This is a genomic window from Rhizobium sp. BK418 (genome assembly GCF_004341105.1).
In the GTDB taxonomy this organism is placed as follows: domain Bacteria; phylum Pseudomonadota; class Alphaproteobacteria; order Rhizobiales; family Rhizobiaceae; genus Rhizobium.
This window is the reverse complement of record NZ_SLZK01000006.1, coordinates 267,852-287,623: the sequence shown is the minus strand read 5'-3', so window position 1 is coordinate 287,623 and position 19,772 is coordinate 267,852. Positions and strand designations below refer to the sequence as shown.

Genomic DNA, 19,772 nt, shown 5'->3' with positions numbered 1-19,772 from the left:
CCAATGGCTGAAGTTACCCTTTCCCGCGTCCGCAAGAGCTATGGTGCTCTCGACATCATCCACGGCGCCGATCTCGGGATCCGTGACGGCGAATTCGTCGTGTTGGTCGGTCCATCCGGCTGCGGCAAGTCCACGCTGCTTCGGATGATTGCCGGGCTCGAGACGATTACCGGCGGGACGATCCAGATCGGCGGCCGAGTGGTCAACGATCTTGATCCCAAGGATCGCGACATCGCCATGGTTTTCCAGAACTACGCGCTCTATCCGCATATGACGGTTGCGACCAATATGGGTTTCTCGCTCGAGCATCGCGGCACCAGCAAGACAGAGATCACCGAACGCGTGAATTGGGCGGCTGACATCCTTGGCCTGTCCCATCTTCTCGATCGCTATCCGCGCCAGCTCTCCGGCGGCCAGCGCCAGCGTGTCGCGATGGGCCGTGCGATCGTTCGCAATCCGCAGGTCTTCCTTTTCGACGAACCATTGTCGAACCTCGACGCCAAGCTACGCGTCGTCATGCGTGGCGAGATCAAGAGCCTGCATCAGAAGCTCAAGACAACGACGATCTACGTCACCCATGACCAGGTCGAGGCTATGACCATGGCCGACAAGATCGTCGTGCTGAATGCAGGGCGGGTGGAGCAGATTGGGGCGCCGCTCGATCTCTACGACCGCCCGGCCAATCAGTTTGTGGCCGGCTTCATCGGATCGCCATCCATGAATTTCCTGAACGGCACAATCACCGACAAAGGCTTTGCGGCACCCGGCATCGTCCTGCCGTTGCCGCAAACCGCACCTGGACTGGAAGAGCGTAAGGCTGTTTACGGTATCCGGCCGGAACATTTCGCACTCGATGACGCTGGCGTGCCGGCGGAGATCGTCCTGGTCGAACCGATGGGCTCGGAAACCCAAGTGACGATGAGGCTCGGCAAAACGCAGGTGACCGGCGTCTTTCGCGAACGTGTCTCGCTCTCTTCCGGCGCGACAATACGCGTTCGCCCGGAGCTTTCTAATATCCACCTCTTCGCCGCCGATGGTGGCCAGCGTCTGAACTGAGGCCGTTCCCATGCCGACCTATCCGGAAACCAGGCTTACCAGGGCACTACGAAACGGCGAATTTCCTGTCATCGTGTCGCTTGCGCGTCATGATCTCGAGCTCGCCAAGGCGGCCATCGAGGCGGGTGCATTTGCGATCAAGGTCCATCTCAACGCCTATCATCGCGCCACTGGCACGACCTTCGGCAGTTTTACCGAGGAACGGCCGTTCTTCGAGGAACTTGCGACGCTTGGCGTTCCACTTCTCGTCATGGCCGGGCAGGAAAATGTTCCGAGTCCACAGGAGATGGACGCGCTCGCCGATCTCGGCTTCGAGGGCTTCAATCTCTATTTCAGCGATATGCAGCCGCATCTGCTACAGTCGAAGCTGCGGCCCATTCCCGCGCTTGGAGAGGCGAGCACAGATGATGATTTGCGGCGGATTCTTGCCATTCCCGGCGCCATGATGGAGGCTTCGGTGGCTTCCTTTGCCGATTACGGAAAGCTGCTCGACGAGACCGATCTCTCCCGCTACCGGGCGATCGCGAGCAAGGCGGGCATACCGGTCATCGCCCCAAGCCAAAAGAGGTTTGTGCCGGATGATATGACGAAGCTGAGGGATGCAGGTATCGCAGCTCCTCTTCTTGGCGTCATCGTCACCGGCACGACGCCGGAGAGCATGAGAGCGGCAGTACAGCCGATCGTCGCTGCGACCAGGCACTGAAACTCACCGCCGCGTGCTGGTCATGAAGGATGGCCGCTTCATCGACGAGCTTTCAAAAAGCGATCTCGAAACGGGAACGACCCACGAAACCTACTCCCGCGAGCTGTTCGAGGCCAGCTTCATGTAACAGTCATGACAGGCCCGGTCGGCATTCATCGACCAAGGCCACGAAGCGGGGAGCGCAGCGCATCGATCCGAAAGTATCGGCCAGGGGGCCTGACCAAGACTAGGCCGCCATTTGCTCGCAGCTCTCGGCGCATCTGCGACATGCCTCAACGCAACTTTCCATGTCGCCGATACGTTCGCAATCGGCAGCGCATTGGCGGCAGATTTCCGCGCACTCGCGGCACGTGTGCTTATGATGTTCCGTACCGATAAGCATGAAATGCGCCGACGTCCGGCAGATCTCCACACACGCCATCATCAGCTTGAAATGCGCTGGCTCGACGTGTTTGCCACCCAGCTGCAGGCAATGTCCCGTGGCCGTCGACAGGCATTCGCTGTAGCAAGCCAGGCAGGCCTCGATGCAAGATTTCATGTCCGGCGAAATGTGCTGCATTGGTTGATTTCCTTCTCTTCCGATGGCTTGAAAGTCGGTAGATCTACAGCGCCGGCAATTGTTCCCCGAGCGCGTCACATGGTGCAGACACCGTCCTTTCCTGCATTGGCCGATCGATCCGGTTGCGGGCCGCTTCTGCCAGCGGCAAACCTTACTCGCCGCAGCGACGGATCAGTGCGACGCGTGCTGCGGTTTTCCTTTGCGCTTGGTCGAGGCGAACTCTTCCAGTTGCTTCTCACTCATGGAATCGACCATTTGTCTGGAGGCACCCTTGAGCTTGCTTTTCGGTGTATCGCCACGTTTGGCAGACAGGGCGGCGCCGGCCGCTTTCTGTTGGGCTTTCGATTTTGCGGGCATGGAGATTCTCCTTTCTGCGAGCGCCAACGATTGCCGACGACCAAAGTTCCCGCATTGGGTTCGAGCCACCCTCAGAGAGAGGCGAACCCAGCGTGTCGAGTGCGGATGCTGATCCGACGACCGACGCCGGCCGGCGGTCGGCCGCCGTCAAGGCTCAAAATTCAAAGCTTGAGTCGAATGGGAGAGACGAACTAATCTCCTCCCTTCACGAGAGGCCTCACCTTGCAACTTCGTCATCAAATCCTTGCGCTTGCGGTTCTTCCACTGGTGCTGGCTATCGCCCTGATCACAGCCTTTACCACTTGGCAGTCTTCAACTTTGGCCCAGAGCAGTATCGACGCGTTTGAACGCAACATGCTGCGGGCGAAGGAGACCGAGCTTCTCAATCTTACAAACCTGGCTCTGTCGGCGATCAAGGAGGTTTACGACAAAGCGGCGCCGGACGATGAGAAGGCGAAGGAGCAGGTACGACGGATATTGACGTCTCTCGACTACGGACAGGACGGCTATTTCTTCGTGTACGACTACGACGGCAACAATATCGTTCACCCTCGCCAATCGTTCAGGCCGGGACACAATTGGCTTGACCTCACTGATCCCGACGGTGACCAGGTGATCGCGAACCTTATCGCCAAGGCAAAAGAAGGCGGAGGATTGCATCAATATAAATGGGAAAAGCCTTCCAGCGGATCGATGGCCGACAAACTTTCCTTTGCCGCCGGCCTCGATAAATGGCGCTGGATGATCGGTACCGGCGTCTATCTCGATGACGTCTTTGCCCAGACCGCCACCGCCAAGGCGGACCTGAAGCAGAGCATCAGGCGCACCTTTGTCATCGTGACACTCATCGCCATTCCGTCGGTTCTCCTGGTCTTTGCGACCTGCATGTGGATCACTCTTCACGAACGCCGATTGGCTGATGGCAAACAAAAGCTGCTAACGCAGCGTATCATCGACACACAAGAGGAAGAGCGGGCAAGGCTTGCCCGAGAACTGCACGATAGCGTCTCACAAAACCTGGTCGGGGTCCGCTATGTGTTTGATCTCGCCTCTCGAAAGGTGAGGGCAAACACCGCCGACGCTGGCGCCGCGATCGACCGGGGAATCGACGCATTAAATGGAGCGATCAAGGAGGTCAGGGATCTGTCGCATGAATTGAGACCTCGTGTTCTCGATGATCTCGGGCTGAGCGCCGCTTTGACGTCTCTTGGAAATCACTTCGAAGAGCGGACAGGGATTGCGGTATCTGTCGAATCCTCGACACTCGACACGCTCAAACCCGAAGCCAACACTGCACTCTATCGGATCGCACAGGAGGCACTTTCAAATGTTGAACGACATGCCGGTGCCTCTCAGGTGGCAATCAGGATCTGGAGTACCAAGGGCCGCGTGCGCATGTCGATCGCGGATAACGGGGTTGGCTTCAGCAAAAAAGCGGCCGATGGAGGCCAGACCTATTCTGGTGGACTGGGGCTAAGAAACATGCAGGAACGGATGGCGCATTTCCGGGGGATTTTGATCGTCCAGACCAACGAACAAGGCACCGCGCTGACTGCGATGTTCCCGAGATCTGCGAACGTGAGGCCGCCGGCGTCGAAGGCAGCATGAACATAAAACGAGAAATCTCCGTCGTCCTTGTCGACAACCATCCGCTGGTCCTCGAAGGCCTGCGCGCGATCCTCGAAACCTATGAACATATCAAAGTCGTCGGCACCGCAAGCGCTGTTCGATCGGGACTGGACATTGTGGCAGGGCTGGCCCCCGACATCGTTCTCCTTGACATCAACATGCCGCAGATCAGCGGCATAGACGCCATTGAACTCTTCAAAAGGGAAGCTCCATCCACAAGGGTCTTGATGCTGTCGATGCATGACAGCCGCGAATATATTTCCGCATCGGTCCTGAGGGGAGCGTCCGGCTACATCCTAAAGGATGTTCCTAACGAAGAGATCGTGAGAGCGATCGAAACTGTCGCGGCAAGTGGAACCTATTTTTCCACCGGCGTGTCTGAGGTTCTCCTTCAACAAAAGCGAAAGGCGGAGAGTAGTGCCTTCCCGCTCACGGTGCGCGAGCGCGAGGTCCTCGCGCATCTTGCCATGGGGCGCAGCAATAAGGAGATTGCGGCATTGCTCGACCTGTCCGTCGCGACGGTCGAAACGCACCGCAAAACGATCAAGCGCAAGCTTGGCGTTTCCACCACAGCCGATCTGACACGCATTGCGATCGAGCATGGCCTGATCTCGGCGCTCTGACCGCCCTACCCACTACTGGGTAGCGACCATCAGATTACGGTTTGCGAATGTTGCGCCCGTGTATCGCAGTCCGTAGGTGTCCTTTGGGGGGCCGCCGCGCGCGCCGCCTCGGGAGGATTTCATGGCTGGACTTTTGACGCTGTCGCGCACGATAGACGCGATCAACACTTTCTTAGGCAAAGCAGTTTCCTGGCTCCTGCTGCTTGCCATTCTGATCAGCGCCATCAATGCGACGACGCGCAAACTGTTCAATCTCAGCTCAAATGCCTGGCTGGAGGCGCAATGGTATCTCTTCTCTGCCGCATTTCTGGTTGCGGCGGCCTGGACGCTGATGAGCAGCGAGCATGTTAAAGTCGATCTTGTCTATGGTCACCTGTCGCGCCGGGTCCAGCTTTGGATCGAGGTTCTCGGCACGATCTTCTTCCTCTTTCCGTTCTGCCTCATCACCATCTACCTTTCCTGGACGACCGTCGTCGAAAAGTTCTCGACCGGTGAAATCTCGAACAATACCGGCGGTCTTATCCTCTGGCCGGTCTGGGCGATGATCCCGCTCGGCTTCGGGCTGCTCGCGCTTCAAGGCGTCTCCGAACTCATCAAGCGGATCGCGATCCTTCGTGGCGATTTGCCCGATGCGATCGCTCTTGCCGACGCCGAAGCACAGACCCTCTAAGGCCGGGAACATCATCATGTTTGCATTCTTTGCGGAAAATCTTGCGCCGATCATGTTCCTGTCGCTGATCGTCGTGCTCCTGCTTGGGTATCCGGTCGCTTTCGCGCTCGCCTTCGTCGGCTTTATCTTCGGCTTCATCGGCATCGAAATGGGACTGCTGCCCGTCAATCTTTTCGGCGCAATTCCGGATCGCATCTTTGGGCAAATGTCGAACGAGACGCTGCTTGCGATCCCGTTTTTCACCTTCATGGGCCTGATCCTCGAACGAAGCGGCATGGCCGAGGACCTGCTCGACACGATCGGGCAGCTATTCGGACCAGTTCGCGGCGGTCTTGCCTTCGCAGTGATCTTCGTGGGCGCAATTCTCGCCGCTACGACGGGGGTCGTTGCCGCATCGGTCATCTCGATGGGCTTGATTTCGCTCCCGATCATGCTGCGCTACGGCTATGACAGGCGCGTCGCCGCAGGCACGATCGCAGCCTCAGGCACCCTGGCACAGATCATTCCTCCAAGCCTCGTCCTGATCATCCTTGCCGACCAGCTCGGCCGGTCGGTCGGCGACATGTACAAAGGGGCGCTTGTCCCCGGCCTGCTGCTCGTTGCCGCCTACGCCCTCTACATCATCACGATGTCGATCATTCGCCCGCCAAGCGTTCCGGCATTGCCGGCGGCGGCGCGCTCGCTCAAGGGTTGGAAGCTGGTGCAGCGCGTAATCATCTCGCTCGTCCCGCCGCTGGTTCTGATCTTCCTCGTCCTCGGCACGATCTTCATCGGTCTTGCGACGCCAACGGAAGGCGGCGCCATGGGCGCTGTCGGCGCACTGGCACTCGCTGCCATCAATCGCCGTCTCGATCTGGCGATGATCAAGTCGGCTCTCTATGCGACCGCGAAACTATCATCCTTCGTCATCTTCATTCTGCTCGGCGCGCGCGTGTTCTCGCTGACCTTCTACGGCGTCAACGGCCATGTCTGGGTGGAACATCTGATGACATCCATCCCAGGTGGCGAAGTCGGCTTCCTGATCGTCGCAAACCTGCTCGTGTTTTTCCTGGCTTTCTTCCTCGATTATTTCGAGCTCGCCTTCATCATCATTCCGCTGCTTGCTCCCGTGGCCGACAGCCTTGGCATCGATCTCATCTGGTTCGGCGTCATGCTGGCGATCAACATGCAGACATCGTTCATGCATCCGCCCTTCGGTTTCTCGCTCTTTTATCTGCGATCGGTCGCACCTACACGAGCCTATAAGGACAGGGTCACCGGCACAACGATCCAGCCGGTCACTTCTGGGCAGATCTACATGGGTGCCCTGCCCTATCTCGGCATCCAGCTCGCCACAGTGATCGTTGTCATCGCCTTCCCGCAACTCGTGACGCACTACAAGTCGGGCCGTGTGGCCGTCGATCCGTCGACGATCGAGCTCAACGTACCGATGCCGGGCGAAGATGGCGCAAACCCATTCGGTACGCCGGCAGCCCCGTTCGGAGCCGAGCCGACCGGAGGAGAGACCGCGCCGCCTGCCTTCGACGCGCCTGCACCCGATTTCGGATCCCCGACTCCAAGCTTCGGCGCGCCGGAGCAGAATGGAACAAATCCCTGACTTTCGCAGCCGACGAATCCAGATCGCTGCCGTGATCCACACGGCAGTGCCAAACCATAGAGGAGGAAAATCATGACGAAAGATATAGGCCGCAGAGGTTTCTTGACGAAAGGCACACTGGCGGGTGCTGCCACTGTCGCAGGCGCTTCGCTTGCCGCCCCGGCAATCGCTCAGAGTGCACCGACGTTGCGTTGGCGCTTGACGTCCGGCTTCCCAAACAACCTCGACACGATCTACGGCGGCGCGGTGGTGATGGCCGATGCGCTGAACAAGATCACTGATGGTAAGTTCCAGATCCAGGTTTTCCAGGCAGGCGAGCTTGTGCCGGGGGCGCAGGCCCTCGATGCCGTCAAGTCCAATACCGTCGAACTCGCTCATACCTGCGGATACTATTTCACGGGGAAAGATCCGACATTTGCCATCGGGTCAACCATCCCCTTCGGCCTGAATGGTCGTCAGCAGAACGCCTGGCTCTACCACGGCGGCGGAAACGAAGCCTACAACGAGTTCCTGTCGGACTATGGCGTAGTCGGTATCCCGGGCGGCGCGACCGGTGCCCAGATGGGTGGCTGGTTCCGTAACGAGATCAAGTCGGTCACGGACCTGAAAGGTGTCAAGATGCGTATCGCAGGCGTTGCCGGCGAAGTCATGTCGCGCCTTGGCGTCGTTCCGCAGCAGCTTCCTGGCGGGGACATCTATCCGGCGCTCGAGCGCGGCACGATCGACGCTGCCGAATGGATTGGTCCCTACGACGACGAAAAGCTCGGCTTCTACCAGATCGCTCGGAACTATTACTACCCGGCCTATTGGGAAGGCGGTCTAACCATCCATTTCTTCATCAACAAGGCGCAGTACGAAGGATTGCCTGATACTTACAAGGCGGCCCTCGATACGGCTTGCAAGGCCGCAAATGTTAACATGCAGGCACTTTATGATGTGAAGAACACGGCAGCGATCCGCTCGCTTGTCGGCAAGGGGGTGAAGCTGCGCCCCCTGCCCCGCGACGTCATGGACGCTGCCTACAAGGCCTCCTTCGAGCTCTATGGCGAGTACAGCCAGAAGCATCCGGCCTGGGCAAAGATCTATCCGGCATGGAAGAAATTTCGCGACGAGAGCTTCGAATGGTTCCGCGTTGCCGAGTACAGCTACGACAGTTACATGTACGCCGCTCAGGCCGCGAAAAAGTAACGGCATCGAGAGCCGGGCCTCAACCCGGCTCTCTTGCGCGAAAAGCTCACTCTAGAATGGACCGGCATCGATACTCGCCGCGGTCGTTGGCCCACTGCCGCCCCCGAGCACGTCGGCGATCTGATCGCGCAGCCATGCACTTCCCGGATCGCGATCGAAGCGACGGAGCCAATACATGGTCACGTTCATTTTCGGCGAGTCCATCGGCGGCATGAACACATCGAGCTTTAGCCGACCAGACAACATGCGAGCGAAATGAACCGGTATACTGCCAAGCATTTCGCTCGCTTCAACGGCAAGTGCGACCGCCTGGAAATGCGGCACCGTGACCATGACACGACGGGACAGACCGAAGCGTGCAAGTGCTGGATCGATCGTACCGGTCTTGCTCCCATCGGCTGATGGGCATGATCTCGCAAACTTCGCGCACCGTCACCTGGACACGAGCTACACTATCAATGTCGGAAGGTTTGAAAGTGGGGGAATCGTCGGGGTTTTTGAAAGCACTGTACCTGCAGGTGGTGGGCCGCAGGTTCACATTCATCACAATGAGGATGAAGTGATCCATGTGATCGAGGGCGATTATGAATTCTGGTTGAATGGTGAGATTGTCCCGATCGCGTCCGGCAGACCGATCTTCCTGCCGCGGGGCGTGCCGCATACTTTCCGGGTGGCCGGTACATCTCGCGGACGCAACCTCACTATTCTGACGCCTGGCGGCATGGAAGAATTTTTCGTCGAGGCGGCCGCGCAGGCGTTGCGCATGCCGGATCATATGGATCGACTGCTGCAGCTTGCGGAACGATATGGCATCGAATTTCGCGGACCGGCGAACTGGAAGTCCGACGAGGTGCTATAGCAGCCCGAAAAAGCCGGGCGGTTTAATCGGCGCAAGCTCGGGATTTTTCAGGAACTTTCCGCCGTTCTCTCGCCGGAAGAATTGTCCGTCCGCTTGCGCGGTTTGGCGCGTCGCCTCGATTTGGCATCGCGCCGGGCAATGCGCAGCTCATCGAGCGTCGGTCTCCACCAGCCTCGCGCGCGTTCGGCTTGTTCCGGTGGCGTTCGGGTAGGCCAGGTCGCCACCAATTCTTCCAGCGAGCCCAACCGCCAGAATGCCCAGAGGTATTCTTCGCCCTCCGCCGCGGCAAAATAGAACGCACCGACGGTCGCTGGGTCCGCCAGCTCGCCCGCCGTGCCCGTGAAGAAGACGACGCCGACGTGATGCCGATAGACCATTCCCCATCCTTTCCAACCGGTGAACATGAGGATGAGGACAACGGCCAGCGACAGGACGAGGCCAATCGGGACTACCGCCGCCTCTGCGTGGACATATCGCGAGTACCAGTTGTAAAGCTCGATCACGACGACGAAGACGTTGCCGCCGGCATGAAGCCATAGGTCCTGAAGGCTGCGGATTTGGACGTCGCCCAATACGTCGGCGAGGCCGGCAAGCGCGGCGAGCGCGGCCATCACCAGACCGGCTCCGAGCAACCAGAGTGAGCCGGTAGCCCAGGCTGTATTGCCGGTTCGCCAGAAGATGAGGTCGCAGACGAAAGTCGCGACGAAAAAAGCGATCGGGAACGGTACAAACATTGCATGGATCGGATGACCGGCAATACTGGCCGTACTGTGAGGATTGTGAGTGATCATATCCTGGGCCATTGTGATGTCTCCCGCAGGCGCACCGAGCGCTGCCATCAGACCACGTCCAACATGTGACAGGCCCGGCAGCAAAAAAGCCGTTACCCCCGAACTCCGGCTGCACTGGAATGTTCCGTAACTCGGCGGGTACCAGGTTTGGCCTCGCCGCACTGGAAGTTGCTCTGATCGATCTTGAGATGAAAGCCGATCCGCCACTGCCGATAATCCGGTTAGCATTGCTATTTCCCCTCTGTCTTCTCGGCGAACCGTTTTCGCGAGAGGGACTGGCAATGCACAGACAACCTTCCACCACGCGGAACTTTTGCGTCCGTCACTGGTTCGAAACCCAGTTCCGAAGCTGGACCAGCGGTAAGCCGTGATCGGAGAAGCAGAGAGGCGCACACGGCTGGAGGCTCATGAGAGCAACCACAGCCCGGACGATCAATAGTTCCCAAAAAGAGACTGATCATGGCTACGCCAGAAACGACGACCAATGCACGAGGCGGTGACAGTCGTCGTTTCAAAAATCGCCAACCGCTCAGGGAAACCCAGGAGAACCCGTCATGACCTCTTCAAAACACAGCAAGACGAGCAAACCGTCCGATCTCGATTTGACCGACGATCCGGGTATCAAGAGATCGCGTGGAATCCAGTCGCCTCCCGACGATAAAGAACTCCAAGGTGACAATACCGTCGAAGGAGATGTGTCGAACGATACAACGCCTCAAGGAGGCATAGATCCCCGCCAACGTGGAAGGACGAACAAATAATGTCCTGGGCGTAGACTTGGTGACCTAGCGGAAGCTTCCTGGCAACTATGGGCTTTCCACCTGCCCAGCCGCACGGGCGACCGGGCGATATTGACGATGTCGTCACGTGAGCCCGTCGGATCACCGCTCGTTTGGTCCCTAGGCCTTCGGGGCCTCGCCCGCCTCTGATGCCGACCCGCCACCTGCGACAACGGGAGCGCGTCGACTGCGCCGAACGACAGGGCTCTCGTCTGCTTGCAAGCGTCGCTTGTCTAACCTTTGAACGCCAGGTAGCCGGCGACTCAATCGAGGCGCCGTTCAGTCTCCCGCGAGAAAAGGTGGATATGGGCCATGTCACCTCTGACATGAATGGTTTCGCCGATAGCAATTGTCGTCTCGCGCGGAAATTCCACGCTCAGCATGCGGCTGTGACCGACTTCGACATAGCCATAGGTCTGGCTGCCGAGGCGCTCCGCTACCACGAGTTCACCGCTAAACCATGCTTCCTCCGCGTTACACCGTATAAAATCTTCCGGCCTGATCCCCAGAACGATCTCGCCTTTCGGCAGCGCCGCATATCCTGCGTTCTCAAGAGCGATGGTCTTGCCGAAGACCGCGACCATGCCGTTTGGCGACAACACCTCTGCCGGAACGGTGTTCATGGTCGGGCTCCCAATGAAACGAGCGACGAAGAGGCTGGCCGGGCGGTGATAGAGTTCGAGTGGCGCGCCGATCTGTTCGACCACGCCGCCGTTCATGACGACGATGCGGTCAGCCAGCGTCATTGCCTCGACCTGGTCATGGGTGACGTAGACGGTCGTTGCCTTCATGCGATTGTGCAGCTTGGCGATCTCCAGCCGCATTTCGACGCGCAAGGCGGCGTCGAGATTGGAGAGCGGCTCATCGAAAAGAAAGGCGGCTGGCTCGCGCACGATGGCGCGCCCCATGGCGACGCGCTGGCGCTGTCCGCCGGAAAGCTGCGCGGGCCGACGATCGAGGAAAGCTTCGATCTTCAGAATATCGGCGGCACGAGAGACACGATTTTCGATGCCCGCGGCATCGGCGCCGCGCATCTTAAGGCCGAAGGCCATGTTCTCATGGACGCTCATGTGCGGATAGAGCGCGTAGTCCTGGAACACCATGGCAATGTCGCGCTCGGCCGGCGGCAGATCGTTCATGATCCGGCCACCGATATCAAGCGTGCCGGCGCTGATCTCCTCAAGCCCTGCGATCATGCGCAGTAGGGTCGATTTCCCGCAGCCCGAAGGTCCAACGAGAACCAGGAATTCCCCACTCGCAATGTCAATGTCGACATCATGGATGACCTGCAGCGAACCATAGGATTTCCTGATCTTCTTCAAACTTATTGCCGTCACGCCGTATCCTCCCTGATGTCAATTAGGCACTTGACCTTAATTATCGATATCAATATCAATAATGATAGCGCATGCAAACGGAAATATATGAAGCGAGATCGATGTCTTATTTTCCCGCCAGACAAGCAGGCAGGCAGGCCGCCGCAAAACCGGCAAAGTCCACCGGTGCGTTCAACGCGCTGAAGCGAGACATATTGCTCGGGGCATTGCCCGCCGGCACCGCACTGACGGAGCTCGATCTTGCTGCCCATTTCGGCTGCAGCCAGGGCACCGTGCGCGAGGCTCTGCTGCAGTTGCAGGAAGAAGGTCTTGTTCTGCGCCAGGGCCATCGCGGCACCCAGGTTTCCGCATGCACTGCCGATGAGGCAATCGAGATGTTCCGTGTTCGCCAGCAGATCGAATGCAACGGCATCACGCGCGTTCTCAAAGCCCCAAGCCGGACCTTACTGAGCGATCTGCGCCAGCTTTTGGAAGAGATGATGGACGCGGCCCGTCAAGGCGACGAGCTTGAGCTTGCTTCCTGCGACCGTGATTTTCATCGTCGGATTTTCCAAGATGCCGGCTTACCGGCGCTGGACCCCATTCTGCATCGCTGTCTGGTCCACAATCACCGCTTCAAGATTTCGCGCAGTACGACGCCGCGCGATCTCGTGGCCACGGCCCAGCGGCATGCCTCGATCATAGAGGCAATTGAAAGCGGCGACGCTGCCAGATCGGTCGCGGCGCTCCATCATCATATCGCGACCATCGTCGATCTAGGTCCCGATGTCTTTCCGGACGCCACACAATGAGTGCGCCAGGTGCCGACATCAGCCTTCTTTCACCTGAGATGGCCGCACTCCTCGCTCGCGTCGCCGCCGAGGACGGACCGCTGCCCGATGTGACGACCTTGCTTCCGACCGAAGGCCGAGTGCAATCGGAAAAAACAAACCGTCGCTGGAACCTCGACCTGCCGCCGATGGAATCGGCGCGGGAAATCTGGATCGAACCGGACGCGACACTCGGCTCCGCGCGCATCAGAATTCGCCTGTTGGTTCCGCGCGCGAAAATACCCGGCACTCTTCTCTTCGTTCATGGCGGTGGCTTCGCCTTCTGCTCGCCGGAGACCCATGAGCGCTGCGCTCGCGTGCTGGCACAGGAGACGGGCATGGCCGTGCTGGTGCCCGACTATCGCCTTGCTCCGGAGCATCCTTATCCTGCCGGCCTGATGGATGTCATCGCCTGCCTGCGCAAACTGCAGTCGTCTCCCGATATCTTCGGCGTCGAAGCAGGGCCGATCGTCATCGCGGGTGATTCAGCCGGCGCCAATCTGGCACTTGCGGCCATTCTCCACGAACAACAACAGGCCGATCGGCCCGTGCTTGCTGGCGCTCTATTGTTTTACGGCACATTCGCCCGCGATTTCACCACGCCCTCCTATCGTGCATTTGCCGAGGGACCAGGACTGACGCGCGGTAAGATGCAGCGCTACTGGCAATGGTATGTGGGCGATCGCGATGTCGGGCACGATCCACTCGCCTGCCCCCTGACCGCTTCAGACGACGCGCTTGCGGCTCTGCCGCCGCTGCACCTCATGGCAGCGGCTGTCGATCCGCTGCTCTCGGACACGCTGATCCTGCATCAGCGCCTGCAATCGCTCGGGCGCAGCGAGACGGTTACGGTCACGCCCGGTGTCACGCATGGATTTTTGCAGAACACAATCGATCTGGCCGCTGCGCGGGAGGCGCTTTCGGCCGCAGCTCAAAAGGCAAAGGAGATGACGGATCGCATGTGACCGTCAGGAGGAGGAGAGAATGAAGAAGTTTCTGAAGAGTCTGGCTCTCGGCGCCGCGCTGGCGTCGAGCCTGGCGGCAAGTGCCGCCTATGCCGAAACGGTGCATTTCTGGTATCACTTCGATAATCCGGAAAATCCGATGGGCGATCTCGTCGCAAAGTTCGAGAAGGCCAATCCCGGTATCACCATTGATGCCGAAAACGTGCCGTGGAACAGCTATTACGACAATCTCTACACCTCGATCGTCGGCGGCAACGCGCCTGACGCGGCCATGGTGAAGCTTTTCGCCCAGCCGCGCCTTGCCGAAATGGGCGCCCTCGAACCGATCGGCGACCGCATCGACGCCTGGCCGGGCAAGGCGGACCTGCTCGACAACCTGCTCGAAATCAACAAGGGACCGGATGGCAAACAATATTATCTGCCGATCCAGTATGTCGTGCTTTACCTCTATTATCGCACGGACCTGTTCCAGGCCGCCGGCCTGAAACCGCCGACTACATGTGAGGAGTTCCGCGACGCCGCCATCAAGCTGACCAAGGCACCTGATGTCTACGGCTTCGGCCTGCGCGGCGGCAAGGGCGGTTGGGATCAGTGGGGCGCCTTCGTGCTCTCACAAGGTGCCGAGCTGAAGCCGGGCGGCCTCACCAAGCCGGAGGCGGTTGCCGCCAACCAGTGGCTGGTCGATCTCTTCCAGAAGGATAAGGTCATTCCGCCCTCGGCGCCGAATGACGGCTTCCAGGAAATCATTGCCGCTTTCAAGGCGGGCAAGACTGCAATGACGATCCATCACATCGGCTCCTCGAACGATCTGGTCAAGGCGCTCGGCGACAAGGTTTCGGCTGTTCCAGTGCCGAAATGCGGCGGCGGCCAGTGGACCTCATATGGCGATGAGTCGCTGGCGATCTTCTCAGCCTCGCAGGTCAAGGACGCAGCCTGGAAGTGGATCTCCTTCCTCGCGGAAGGAGACAACAATGTCCAGTTCAACAAGGCGACCGGCCAGATGACGGTGACGAAGAGCGGTTCGGCGCATTGGACGCTGCATGAGCGCCGCTTCGTCGATGCAACGGTCCAGTCTCTGCCGTTCGCCCATGTGCTGCCGCAGAACACCGCGACCTCGGAATTCGTCAACACGGCATGGCAAACAGCCATGCAGCAGGCGCTGACCGGCCAGATCACCTCGGCGCAGATGATGGAGCAGCTGGAAGGGCTCTTCGCTCAGTAACGGCTGAAGATCTCTCGCGGACTTCCCTGCCAAACCCGTTCGCGCCCGCATCCGGCGCGAACAACTGCTCTTGAAATGCGATCATAGCTCAGGAAGACACCCATGTCCGTCAGCATGCTCAGTCCAGGCCGCAGCATGGCAAAGCCAAAGCTGCCGAACGGCCGGCTCCTGCCCTATCTGCTGCTTGCGCCATCTCTGGTCGTGACGCTGGTCATCGTCTTCTTTCCAATGGTGCAGGCCGTCGTCACCAGCTTCTATGACCTCGTGCTCTGGAAGCCCAATGCGACGAAATTCATTGGCTTCGGCAATTACATCAAGCTGCTTCACGACCCGGTCTTCTGGACGGCGCTTTGGAATACGATCATCTGGATCGGGCTCACGGTGCCGCTCCAGATGCTGCTTGGCCTGGTGACAGCGCTGCTTCTCCAGCGCGAATTTCCGTGGCGCGGTCTTGCCCGTGCTCTGATCATCATCCCCTGGGCGCTGCCGAGCGTCGTCATCGCCCTGATGTGGCGATGGATCTACGATCCGACGACGGGCGTGCTCAATGACATCCTGCTCTATCTCACCGTCGTGCACAGCGCGGTGCCATGGCTTGCGGACCCGCATTTGGCGCTCTACTCGATCATCGCGACACTGACCTGGCAGGGCTTTCCCTTCTTTGCGGTGATGATCCTTGCTGGGCTGCAGGGTATTCCCCGCAGCCAGTACGAGGCGGCATCGATCGATGGCGCTTCCGGCTGGCGGCAGTTCCTGCACATCACCCTGCCCGGCATCGCCCCGGTACTGGCAACGGCCGGTCTGCTGCGGGTTATCTGGGTGGCAAATTCGATGGACGTGATTTTCGTCATGACCGGAGGTGGTCCAGGCTATTCGACCCACACGCTGCCCCTCTATGCCTTCGTTCGGGCCCGCCAGAACGTCGATTTCGGTTACGGCACGACGATCGCGGTCACCTTTACCATCCTGCTCGGCGTGGTCGTCGCCTTCTATCTGGCCAGAACGATGCGGGAGGTCGAAAGATGAAAAAGCAAAGCACGCTTCGGCGTATCCTGACCACAGACCTACCTGTCTTCGTCATCCTCATCGTCGCGATGGCGCCGTTTGTCTGGATGATCCTGACCTCACTGACACCGACGGCCGTGCTTAGCGCTACCGGCGTTTCGCTGACACCGGCCGGCTGGAGCTTCGACAATTATACGAGGCTGTTTGCCCAGACATCCTTTCTCGGCAACATGCTCGACAGTCTCATCATTGCGGCAGGCACTGTCGTGGTCGGCCTCGTCGTGTCGGTGACGGCCGCCTATGCGTTCTCCCGGTTCCGCTTCGCCGGCCGCAAGCTGCTGATGCTGCAGTTTCTTTTGATCAACATGTTTCCGGTCGTGCTGCTCATCCTGCCGCTCTTCGTCATGATGCGCAAGGCCGGCATCCTCGATACCCATATCGGACTAATCCTGGCCAATTCCACGGTCGCCATCCCCTTCGCCGTCTGGATGCTGACGAGCTATATTTCGGCGATCCCGAAAAGCCTCGACGAGGCGGCGATGATGGATGGCTGTTCGCGGCTGGCTGCGCTGTGGCGCGTCGTCCTGCCGCTCACCGTGCCCGGTATCGTTTCTACCGGCATCTATATCTTCATTACCGCCTGGAACGAATATCTCTACGCCCTGACCCTTGGCGGACGCAACGTTCGGCCGGTCACAGTCGCGATCCAGACGTTGATCGGCGAATACCAGATCGAATGGGGCCTGCTTGCTGCAGGCGCAGTCGTCGGGGCTCTGCCGGCCACCGTACTTTTCCTTCTCGTCCAACGCCGGCTGATCGGCGGCCTCACCCAAGGCGCGGTGAAGGGCTGATGTCACAGAAAGAGGAATGATCATGAACCCCGTCGGGTTGATATCGATGCAATATGCAAGGCCCTTTACGGCCGAGCACTTTCCGCTGTTTCGCCGCATGCGTGATCTCGGTTATGACTTCGTCGAGCTGCTGGTGCCCGAGCCGGGCGAACTTGATCTAGCAGAAACACGAAGAGCGCTCGACGATGCCGGCCTCGGCGTCGTGCTTGCGGCCCGCGTCAATCTCCAGCGCAATCTGTCTTCCGCCGAAACAGAGGCCTATCGCGCCGGCATCGACTATCTGAACTACGCTGCCGACTGTGCTGCGGCGCTCGGCGCAAAGATCGTCGGCGGTCCATTGACGGGAAATCCGCTGGTCTTTGCCGGCCGGCCGCCGCAGCCGGTGGCGGAGGACGAACGCCTCGCGCGCAAGGAACGCTGCATCAATGGCCTGAAAGAAGCCGGCGACCACGCGCAGAAAGTGGGCGTACTTCTCGCCGTCGAGCCGCTCAACCGGTTCGAAAGCGACGTGCTCTGCACGACACAACAGGCGATGGAGCTGCTCGATGCCGTCGATCACCCAGCCGTCCAGCTGATGCTCGATACATTCCACATGCATATGGAGGAAGCGTCGATTGCCGAAGCGATAAGGCTTGGCGGCAAGCGTGTTGTGCATTTCCAGGCCAACGAAAACCATCGCGGCTTTCCTGGTACCGGCTCAACCGACTGGGTCGATGTCTGCCGCGCGCTGCACGAAATCCGCTATCAGGGTCCGGTTTCTCTGGAGCCGTTCCGGCGCAATGACGATCGCTTCGGCGTGCCCTTCGCGCAGTGGCGCCCGCCGCATGAAGACGAGAGCGAGAGACTGGCGGCGAGCGCCTCCTTCATCAAATCCCATCTCACACTAACGGAATATCGCCGATGACATTAAAGATTGGTTGGATCGGGTGCGGCATCCATGCGACCCAGATGCTTCTCCCGCAGCTCGTTCGGCACGATGTCGAGATCGTCGCCCTTTGCGACATTGATGCGAAGCGCCTGGCCTCGGCCGGCCGTCAGTTCGGCGTCAAGACGCTCACGACCGACGCCGACGCGCTGATCAAGACCCCCGGTATCGATGCAGTGGGGATGGCTGTCGGTCCGGATCAGCATCTGGCCTTCGGCAAGGCGGCACTCGAGCGCGGCCTTCCGGTCTTCATGGAAAAGCCGCCATCCGGCAGTGCGGCGGGCGCGCGCGAATTGCAAGCTGCATCCGAGAAATCCGGCAAGCCGCTGCTTCTAGGCTTCATGAAGCGTTATTCCGTGGGCAACAAGATCGCCGCCAATATCGTCCGCTCCGGTCGTTTCGGCGATGTGCTCGGCCTCACCGGCTATTATATGACGGCGCCTGGCTATTTCGTCGGCAATGTCGATTATACCGGCTTCTTCCTGCATCATTGCGTGCACTACATGGATCTTGTCTCGTTCCTCGTCTCGCCTGTTAAAAAGCTGACGGCAAGAAAGGTGGAGAAGGAACCTGGCAAAATCCTCTTCCATATCAATTTCGATTTCGAATGTGGCGCCATCGGCACCATCGCCATGGGCACGATCCAGTCACGTGGGGCGCCGGTCGAGCGCATTGAGCTCATGGGAGACCATCAGCGCATCGAAGTCGACAACGTCATCGATATCAAATGGAACCGCAACCCGCCCTTCAAGGTCGACGACCCCACAGCCACGCTGACGGACACAATAGACAGCCTCACCTGGAAGCCGAATTTCACCGCCGCCGCCAACGAGGACCCCAAGGGCTATTACTCGCTGCTGTCGGATGTCGTCCCTGCTCTGGCAGGTGCGGCAACCGCAGCACCCAACATCCATGATGGCGTGACCGCCATGGAACGCCTCGAAACACTGCGACGAGAACTGGAACTCTGACTGACCGCAAGAGCATCGCCGTCCTCCCGGCAGACCGATGGCTGGACGTAGTGAGACCGTGCTCTACGTCCATAAGTCCGATCTCGCAGATTGCATTGTCCTGCCCCGTTGTGGCAGTACCCGCACACATCGATGGCTGGAAGGCGCTTTTCTCGGGCGTCAAAGCCGAGGGACTGCCGTTGCGGCGCAAACGCTCGTGCCCTTGTTATGGACAGGATATGACTGCCTCGTTTTATGCCGACTATATTCAAGACCTGAAGGCAGCGCTGGACGATCTCTTCGAGCACCCAGTTCGCTATCGAACGTTCGACCTGCACATTGAGCTTGCGATGGGGACAGCTCTCCTCGTCTACGAAACAAAAAGGCAGAAGGGGCAAACGGATGCCATCGCCTATGCCCGGACGCCGAAGGGAAATGTCCAGGTATCGCCAGAACTCGCCCATCAGCGGATCTCATCCTTCCTGGCGATGCGGAACCATATTGCTTTGACCGGCGATCCCATGATCAGCCTCAATGAAGAATATCCGCATGCGGTCATCCGCTTCGAGCATCGCGCCAAGGGCGTACCGTTCAAAAGCTCGATGAAGATGATCTTCGTTGGGGTCAATGATGCGGAGGATGCCGGCCGCTACGTTGAAATGGCGCGGGAACCTGCCGCCATCGTCACCGCGCGACCGCACCGCTCCAAAAAGCTCTGGGAGTGGAAGTGAATAAGCTGCATCCTTCGCAGGAACGATTGTTGCAAGAGCAGGCGTCTCGGGTGCCAACCGTCCCTCGGTCTTGATATGTTGTGATGGTCTGCTCCTGGAGCTTCGCGCAGACATCGCTCGTAGATGGGCAATCATTCCCGTTCCGATCCAGCGGCCACACGTCTCG

21 protein-coding genes and 3 pseudogenes are annotated in these 19,772 nt (G+C 59.3%); 18 read left to right on the top strand and 6 right to left on the bottom strand.

The genetic code is table 11. From position 1 onward, the window contains the following. The first annotated feature begins 3 nt into the window (after positions 1-3). The 3 genes and pseudogenes from ugpC (EV281_RS23545) to EV281_RS23535 all read left to right on the top strand — a co-directional run. Positions 4-1,056: a sn-glycerol-3-phosphate ABC transporter ATP-binding protein UgpC gene (gene ugpC, locus EV281_RS23545; RefSeq protein ID WP_132656671.1), complete on the top strand. Its 1,053-nt coding sequence runs from the start codon at positions 4-6 to the stop codon at positions 1,054-1,056. 10 nt (positions 1,057-1,066) lie between these two features. Next, positions 1,067-1,759, top strand: coding sequence for a hypothetical protein (locus tag EV281_RS23540; RefSeq protein ID WP_132656670.1), 693 nt, complete (start codon positions 1,067-1,069; stop codon positions 1,757-1,759). A 10-nt stretch (positions 1,760-1,769) separates the two neighbouring features. Beyond that, a pseudogene (locus EV281_RS23535) lies at positions 1,770-1,886 on the top strand (ABC transporter ATP-binding protein); the annotation flags it as partial. Positions 1,887-1,985: 99 nt separating this feature from the next. On the opposite strand, the gene EV281_RS23530 reads toward EV281_RS23535, so the two are convergent. Both EV281_RS23530 and EV281_RS23525 read right to left on the bottom strand, forming a co-directional pair. Continuing rightward, positions 1,986-2,318 (bottom strand): four-helix bundle copper-binding protein, encoded by a 333-nt coding sequence (locus tag EV281_RS23530; RefSeq protein WP_132656669.1) that lies wholly within the window; start codon positions 2,316-2,318, stop codon positions 1,986-1,988. A 171-nt stretch (positions 2,319-2,489) separates the two neighbouring features. Then, positions 2,490-2,675: a DUF3008 family protein gene (locus EV281_RS23525; protein WP_132656668.1), complete on the bottom strand. Its 186-nt coding sequence runs from the start codon at positions 2,673-2,675 to the stop codon at positions 2,490-2,492. Positions 2,676-2,897: 222 nt separating this feature from the next. On the opposite strand from EV281_RS23525, the gene EV281_RS23520 reads away from it, so the two are divergent. The 5 genes from EV281_RS23520 (at position 2,898) to EV281_RS23500 (ending at position 8,382) form a co-directional block, all read left to right on the top strand. Beyond that, positions 2,898-4,283, top strand: a complete 1,386-nt coding sequence (locus EV281_RS23520) for a cache domain-containing protein (protein WP_132656667.1) — start codon at positions 2,898-2,900, stop codon at positions 4,281-4,283. Then, positions 4,280-4,927: a response regulator transcription factor gene (locus EV281_RS23515; protein WP_132656666.1), complete on the top strand. Its 648-nt coding sequence runs from the start codon at positions 4,280-4,282 to the stop codon at positions 4,925-4,927. Before EV281_RS23520 ends, EV281_RS23515 begins: the two co-directional genes overlap by 4 nt. A gap of 121 nt (positions 4,928-5,048) precedes the next feature. Further along, positions 5,049-5,597, top strand: a complete 549-nt coding sequence (locus EV281_RS23510) for a TRAP transporter small permease subunit (protein WP_132656665.1) — start codon at positions 5,049-5,051, stop codon at positions 5,595-5,597. A 16-nt stretch (positions 5,598-5,613) separates the two neighbouring features. Beyond that, on the top strand, positions 5,614-7,194 hold the full coding sequence (locus EV281_RS23505) for a TRAP transporter large permease subunit (RefSeq protein WP_132656664.1): 1,581 nt from the start codon (positions 5,614-5,616) through the stop codon (positions 7,192-7,194). Between the two features lie 72 nt (positions 7,195-7,266). Beyond that, the gene (locus tag EV281_RS23500) at positions 7,267-8,382 is read left to right on the top strand and encodes a TRAP transporter substrate-binding protein (RefSeq protein WP_132656663.1); all 1,116 of its coding nucleotides are present in this window, start codon (positions 7,267-7,269) and stop codon (positions 8,380-8,382) included. A gap of 51 nt (positions 8,383-8,433) precedes the next feature. Here EV281_RS23500 and EV281_RS23495 read toward each other — a convergent pair whose 3' ends face one another. Beyond that, on the bottom strand, positions 8,434-8,661 hold the full coding sequence (locus EV281_RS23495; protein ID WP_348631033.1) for a hypothetical protein: 228 nt from the start codon (positions 8,659-8,661) through the stop codon (positions 8,434-8,436). Between the two features lie 52 nt (positions 8,662-8,713). Between EV281_RS23495 and EV281_RS23490 the strand changes: the two genes are divergently transcribed. Continuing rightward, a complete protein-coding gene (locus EV281_RS23490; protein WP_132656847.1) occupies positions 8,714-9,241 on the top strand; it encodes a cupin domain-containing protein in 528 nt (175 codons plus the stop codon). 47 nt (positions 9,242-9,288) lie between these two features. Here the strand turns inward: EV281_RS23490 and EV281_RS31790 are convergent. Further along, positions 9,289-9,620 (bottom strand): annotated as a pseudogene (locus EV281_RS31790) (hypothetical protein); the annotation flags it as partial. A gap of 31 nt (positions 9,621-9,651) precedes the next feature. Further along, positions 9,652-9,975, bottom strand: a pseudogene (locus tag EV281_RS32070) (DUF2231 domain-containing protein); the annotation flags it as partial. Positions 9,976-10,586: 611 nt separating this feature from the next. Between EV281_RS32070 and EV281_RS31780 the strand changes: the two are divergent. After that, positions 10,587-10,793 carry a hypothetical protein gene (locus EV281_RS31780; protein WP_132656662.1) on the top strand — a complete coding sequence of 69 codons (207 nt, stop codon included), beginning with the start codon at positions 10,587-10,589 and terminating at the stop codon, positions 10,791-10,793. A 281-nt stretch (positions 10,794-11,074) separates the two neighbouring features. On the opposite strand, the gene ugpC (EV281_RS23475) is transcribed toward EV281_RS31780, so the two are convergent. Then, the gene (gene ugpC, locus EV281_RS23475) at positions 11,075-12,148 is read right to left on the bottom strand and encodes a sn-glycerol-3-phosphate ABC transporter ATP-binding protein UgpC (protein WP_132656661.1); all 1,074 of its coding nucleotides are present in this window, start codon (positions 12,146-12,148) and stop codon (positions 11,075-11,077) included. A 101-nt stretch (positions 12,149-12,249) separates the two neighbouring features. On the opposite strand from ugpC (EV281_RS23475), the gene EV281_RS23470 reads away from it, so the two are divergent. The 8 genes from EV281_RS23470 (at position 12,250) to EV281_RS23435 (ending at position 19,606) form a co-directional block, all read left to right on the top strand. Beyond that, on the top strand, positions 12,250-12,939 hold the full coding sequence (locus tag EV281_RS23470; RefSeq protein ID WP_132656660.1) for a GntR family transcriptional regulator: 690 nt from the start codon (positions 12,250-12,252) through the stop codon (positions 12,937-12,939). Beyond that, the gene (locus EV281_RS23465) at positions 12,936-13,922 is read left to right on the top strand and encodes an alpha/beta hydrolase (RefSeq protein ID WP_132656659.1); all 987 of its coding nucleotides are present in this window, start codon (positions 12,936-12,938) and stop codon (positions 13,920-13,922) included. The genes EV281_RS23470 and EV281_RS23465 overlap by 4 nt, the downstream gene beginning before the upstream one ends. A gap of 19 nt (positions 13,923-13,941) precedes the next feature. Next, positions 13,942-15,144 (top strand): sugar ABC transporter substrate-binding protein, encoded by a 1,203-nt coding sequence (locus EV281_RS23460; protein WP_165911945.1) that lies wholly within the window; start codon positions 13,942-13,944, stop codon positions 15,142-15,144. Between the two features lie 102 nt (positions 15,145-15,246). Further along, complete coding sequence (locus EV281_RS23455) at positions 15,247-16,170, top strand: sugar ABC transporter permease (protein WP_132656658.1); 924 nt, start codon at positions 15,247-15,249, stop codon at positions 16,168-16,170. Continuing rightward, entirely contained in the window at positions 16,167-17,000 is an 834-nt protein-coding gene (locus EV281_RS23450; protein ID WP_132656657.1) for a carbohydrate ABC transporter permease, read from the top strand. The genes EV281_RS23455 and EV281_RS23450 overlap by 4 nt, the downstream gene beginning before the upstream one ends. Before the next feature lie 22 nt (positions 17,001-17,022). Then, the gene (locus tag EV281_RS23445) at positions 17,023-17,904 is read left to right on the top strand and encodes a sugar phosphate isomerase/epimerase family protein (RefSeq protein WP_132656845.1); all 882 of its coding nucleotides are present in this window, start codon (positions 17,023-17,025) and stop codon (positions 17,902-17,904) included. Further along, positions 17,901-18,896, top strand: coding sequence for a Gfo/Idh/MocA family oxidoreductase (locus tag EV281_RS23440; RefSeq protein WP_132656656.1), 996 nt, complete (start codon positions 17,901-17,903; stop codon positions 18,894-18,896). The genes EV281_RS23445 and EV281_RS23440 overlap by 4 nt, the downstream gene beginning before the upstream one ends. Positions 18,897-19,114: 218 nt before the next feature. Then, positions 19,115-19,606 carry a hypothetical protein gene (locus EV281_RS23435; protein ID WP_132656655.1) on the top strand — a complete coding sequence of 164 codons (492 nt, stop codon included), beginning with the start codon at positions 19,115-19,117 and terminating at the stop codon, positions 19,604-19,606. Positions 19,607-19,772 lie beyond the last annotated feature (166 nt).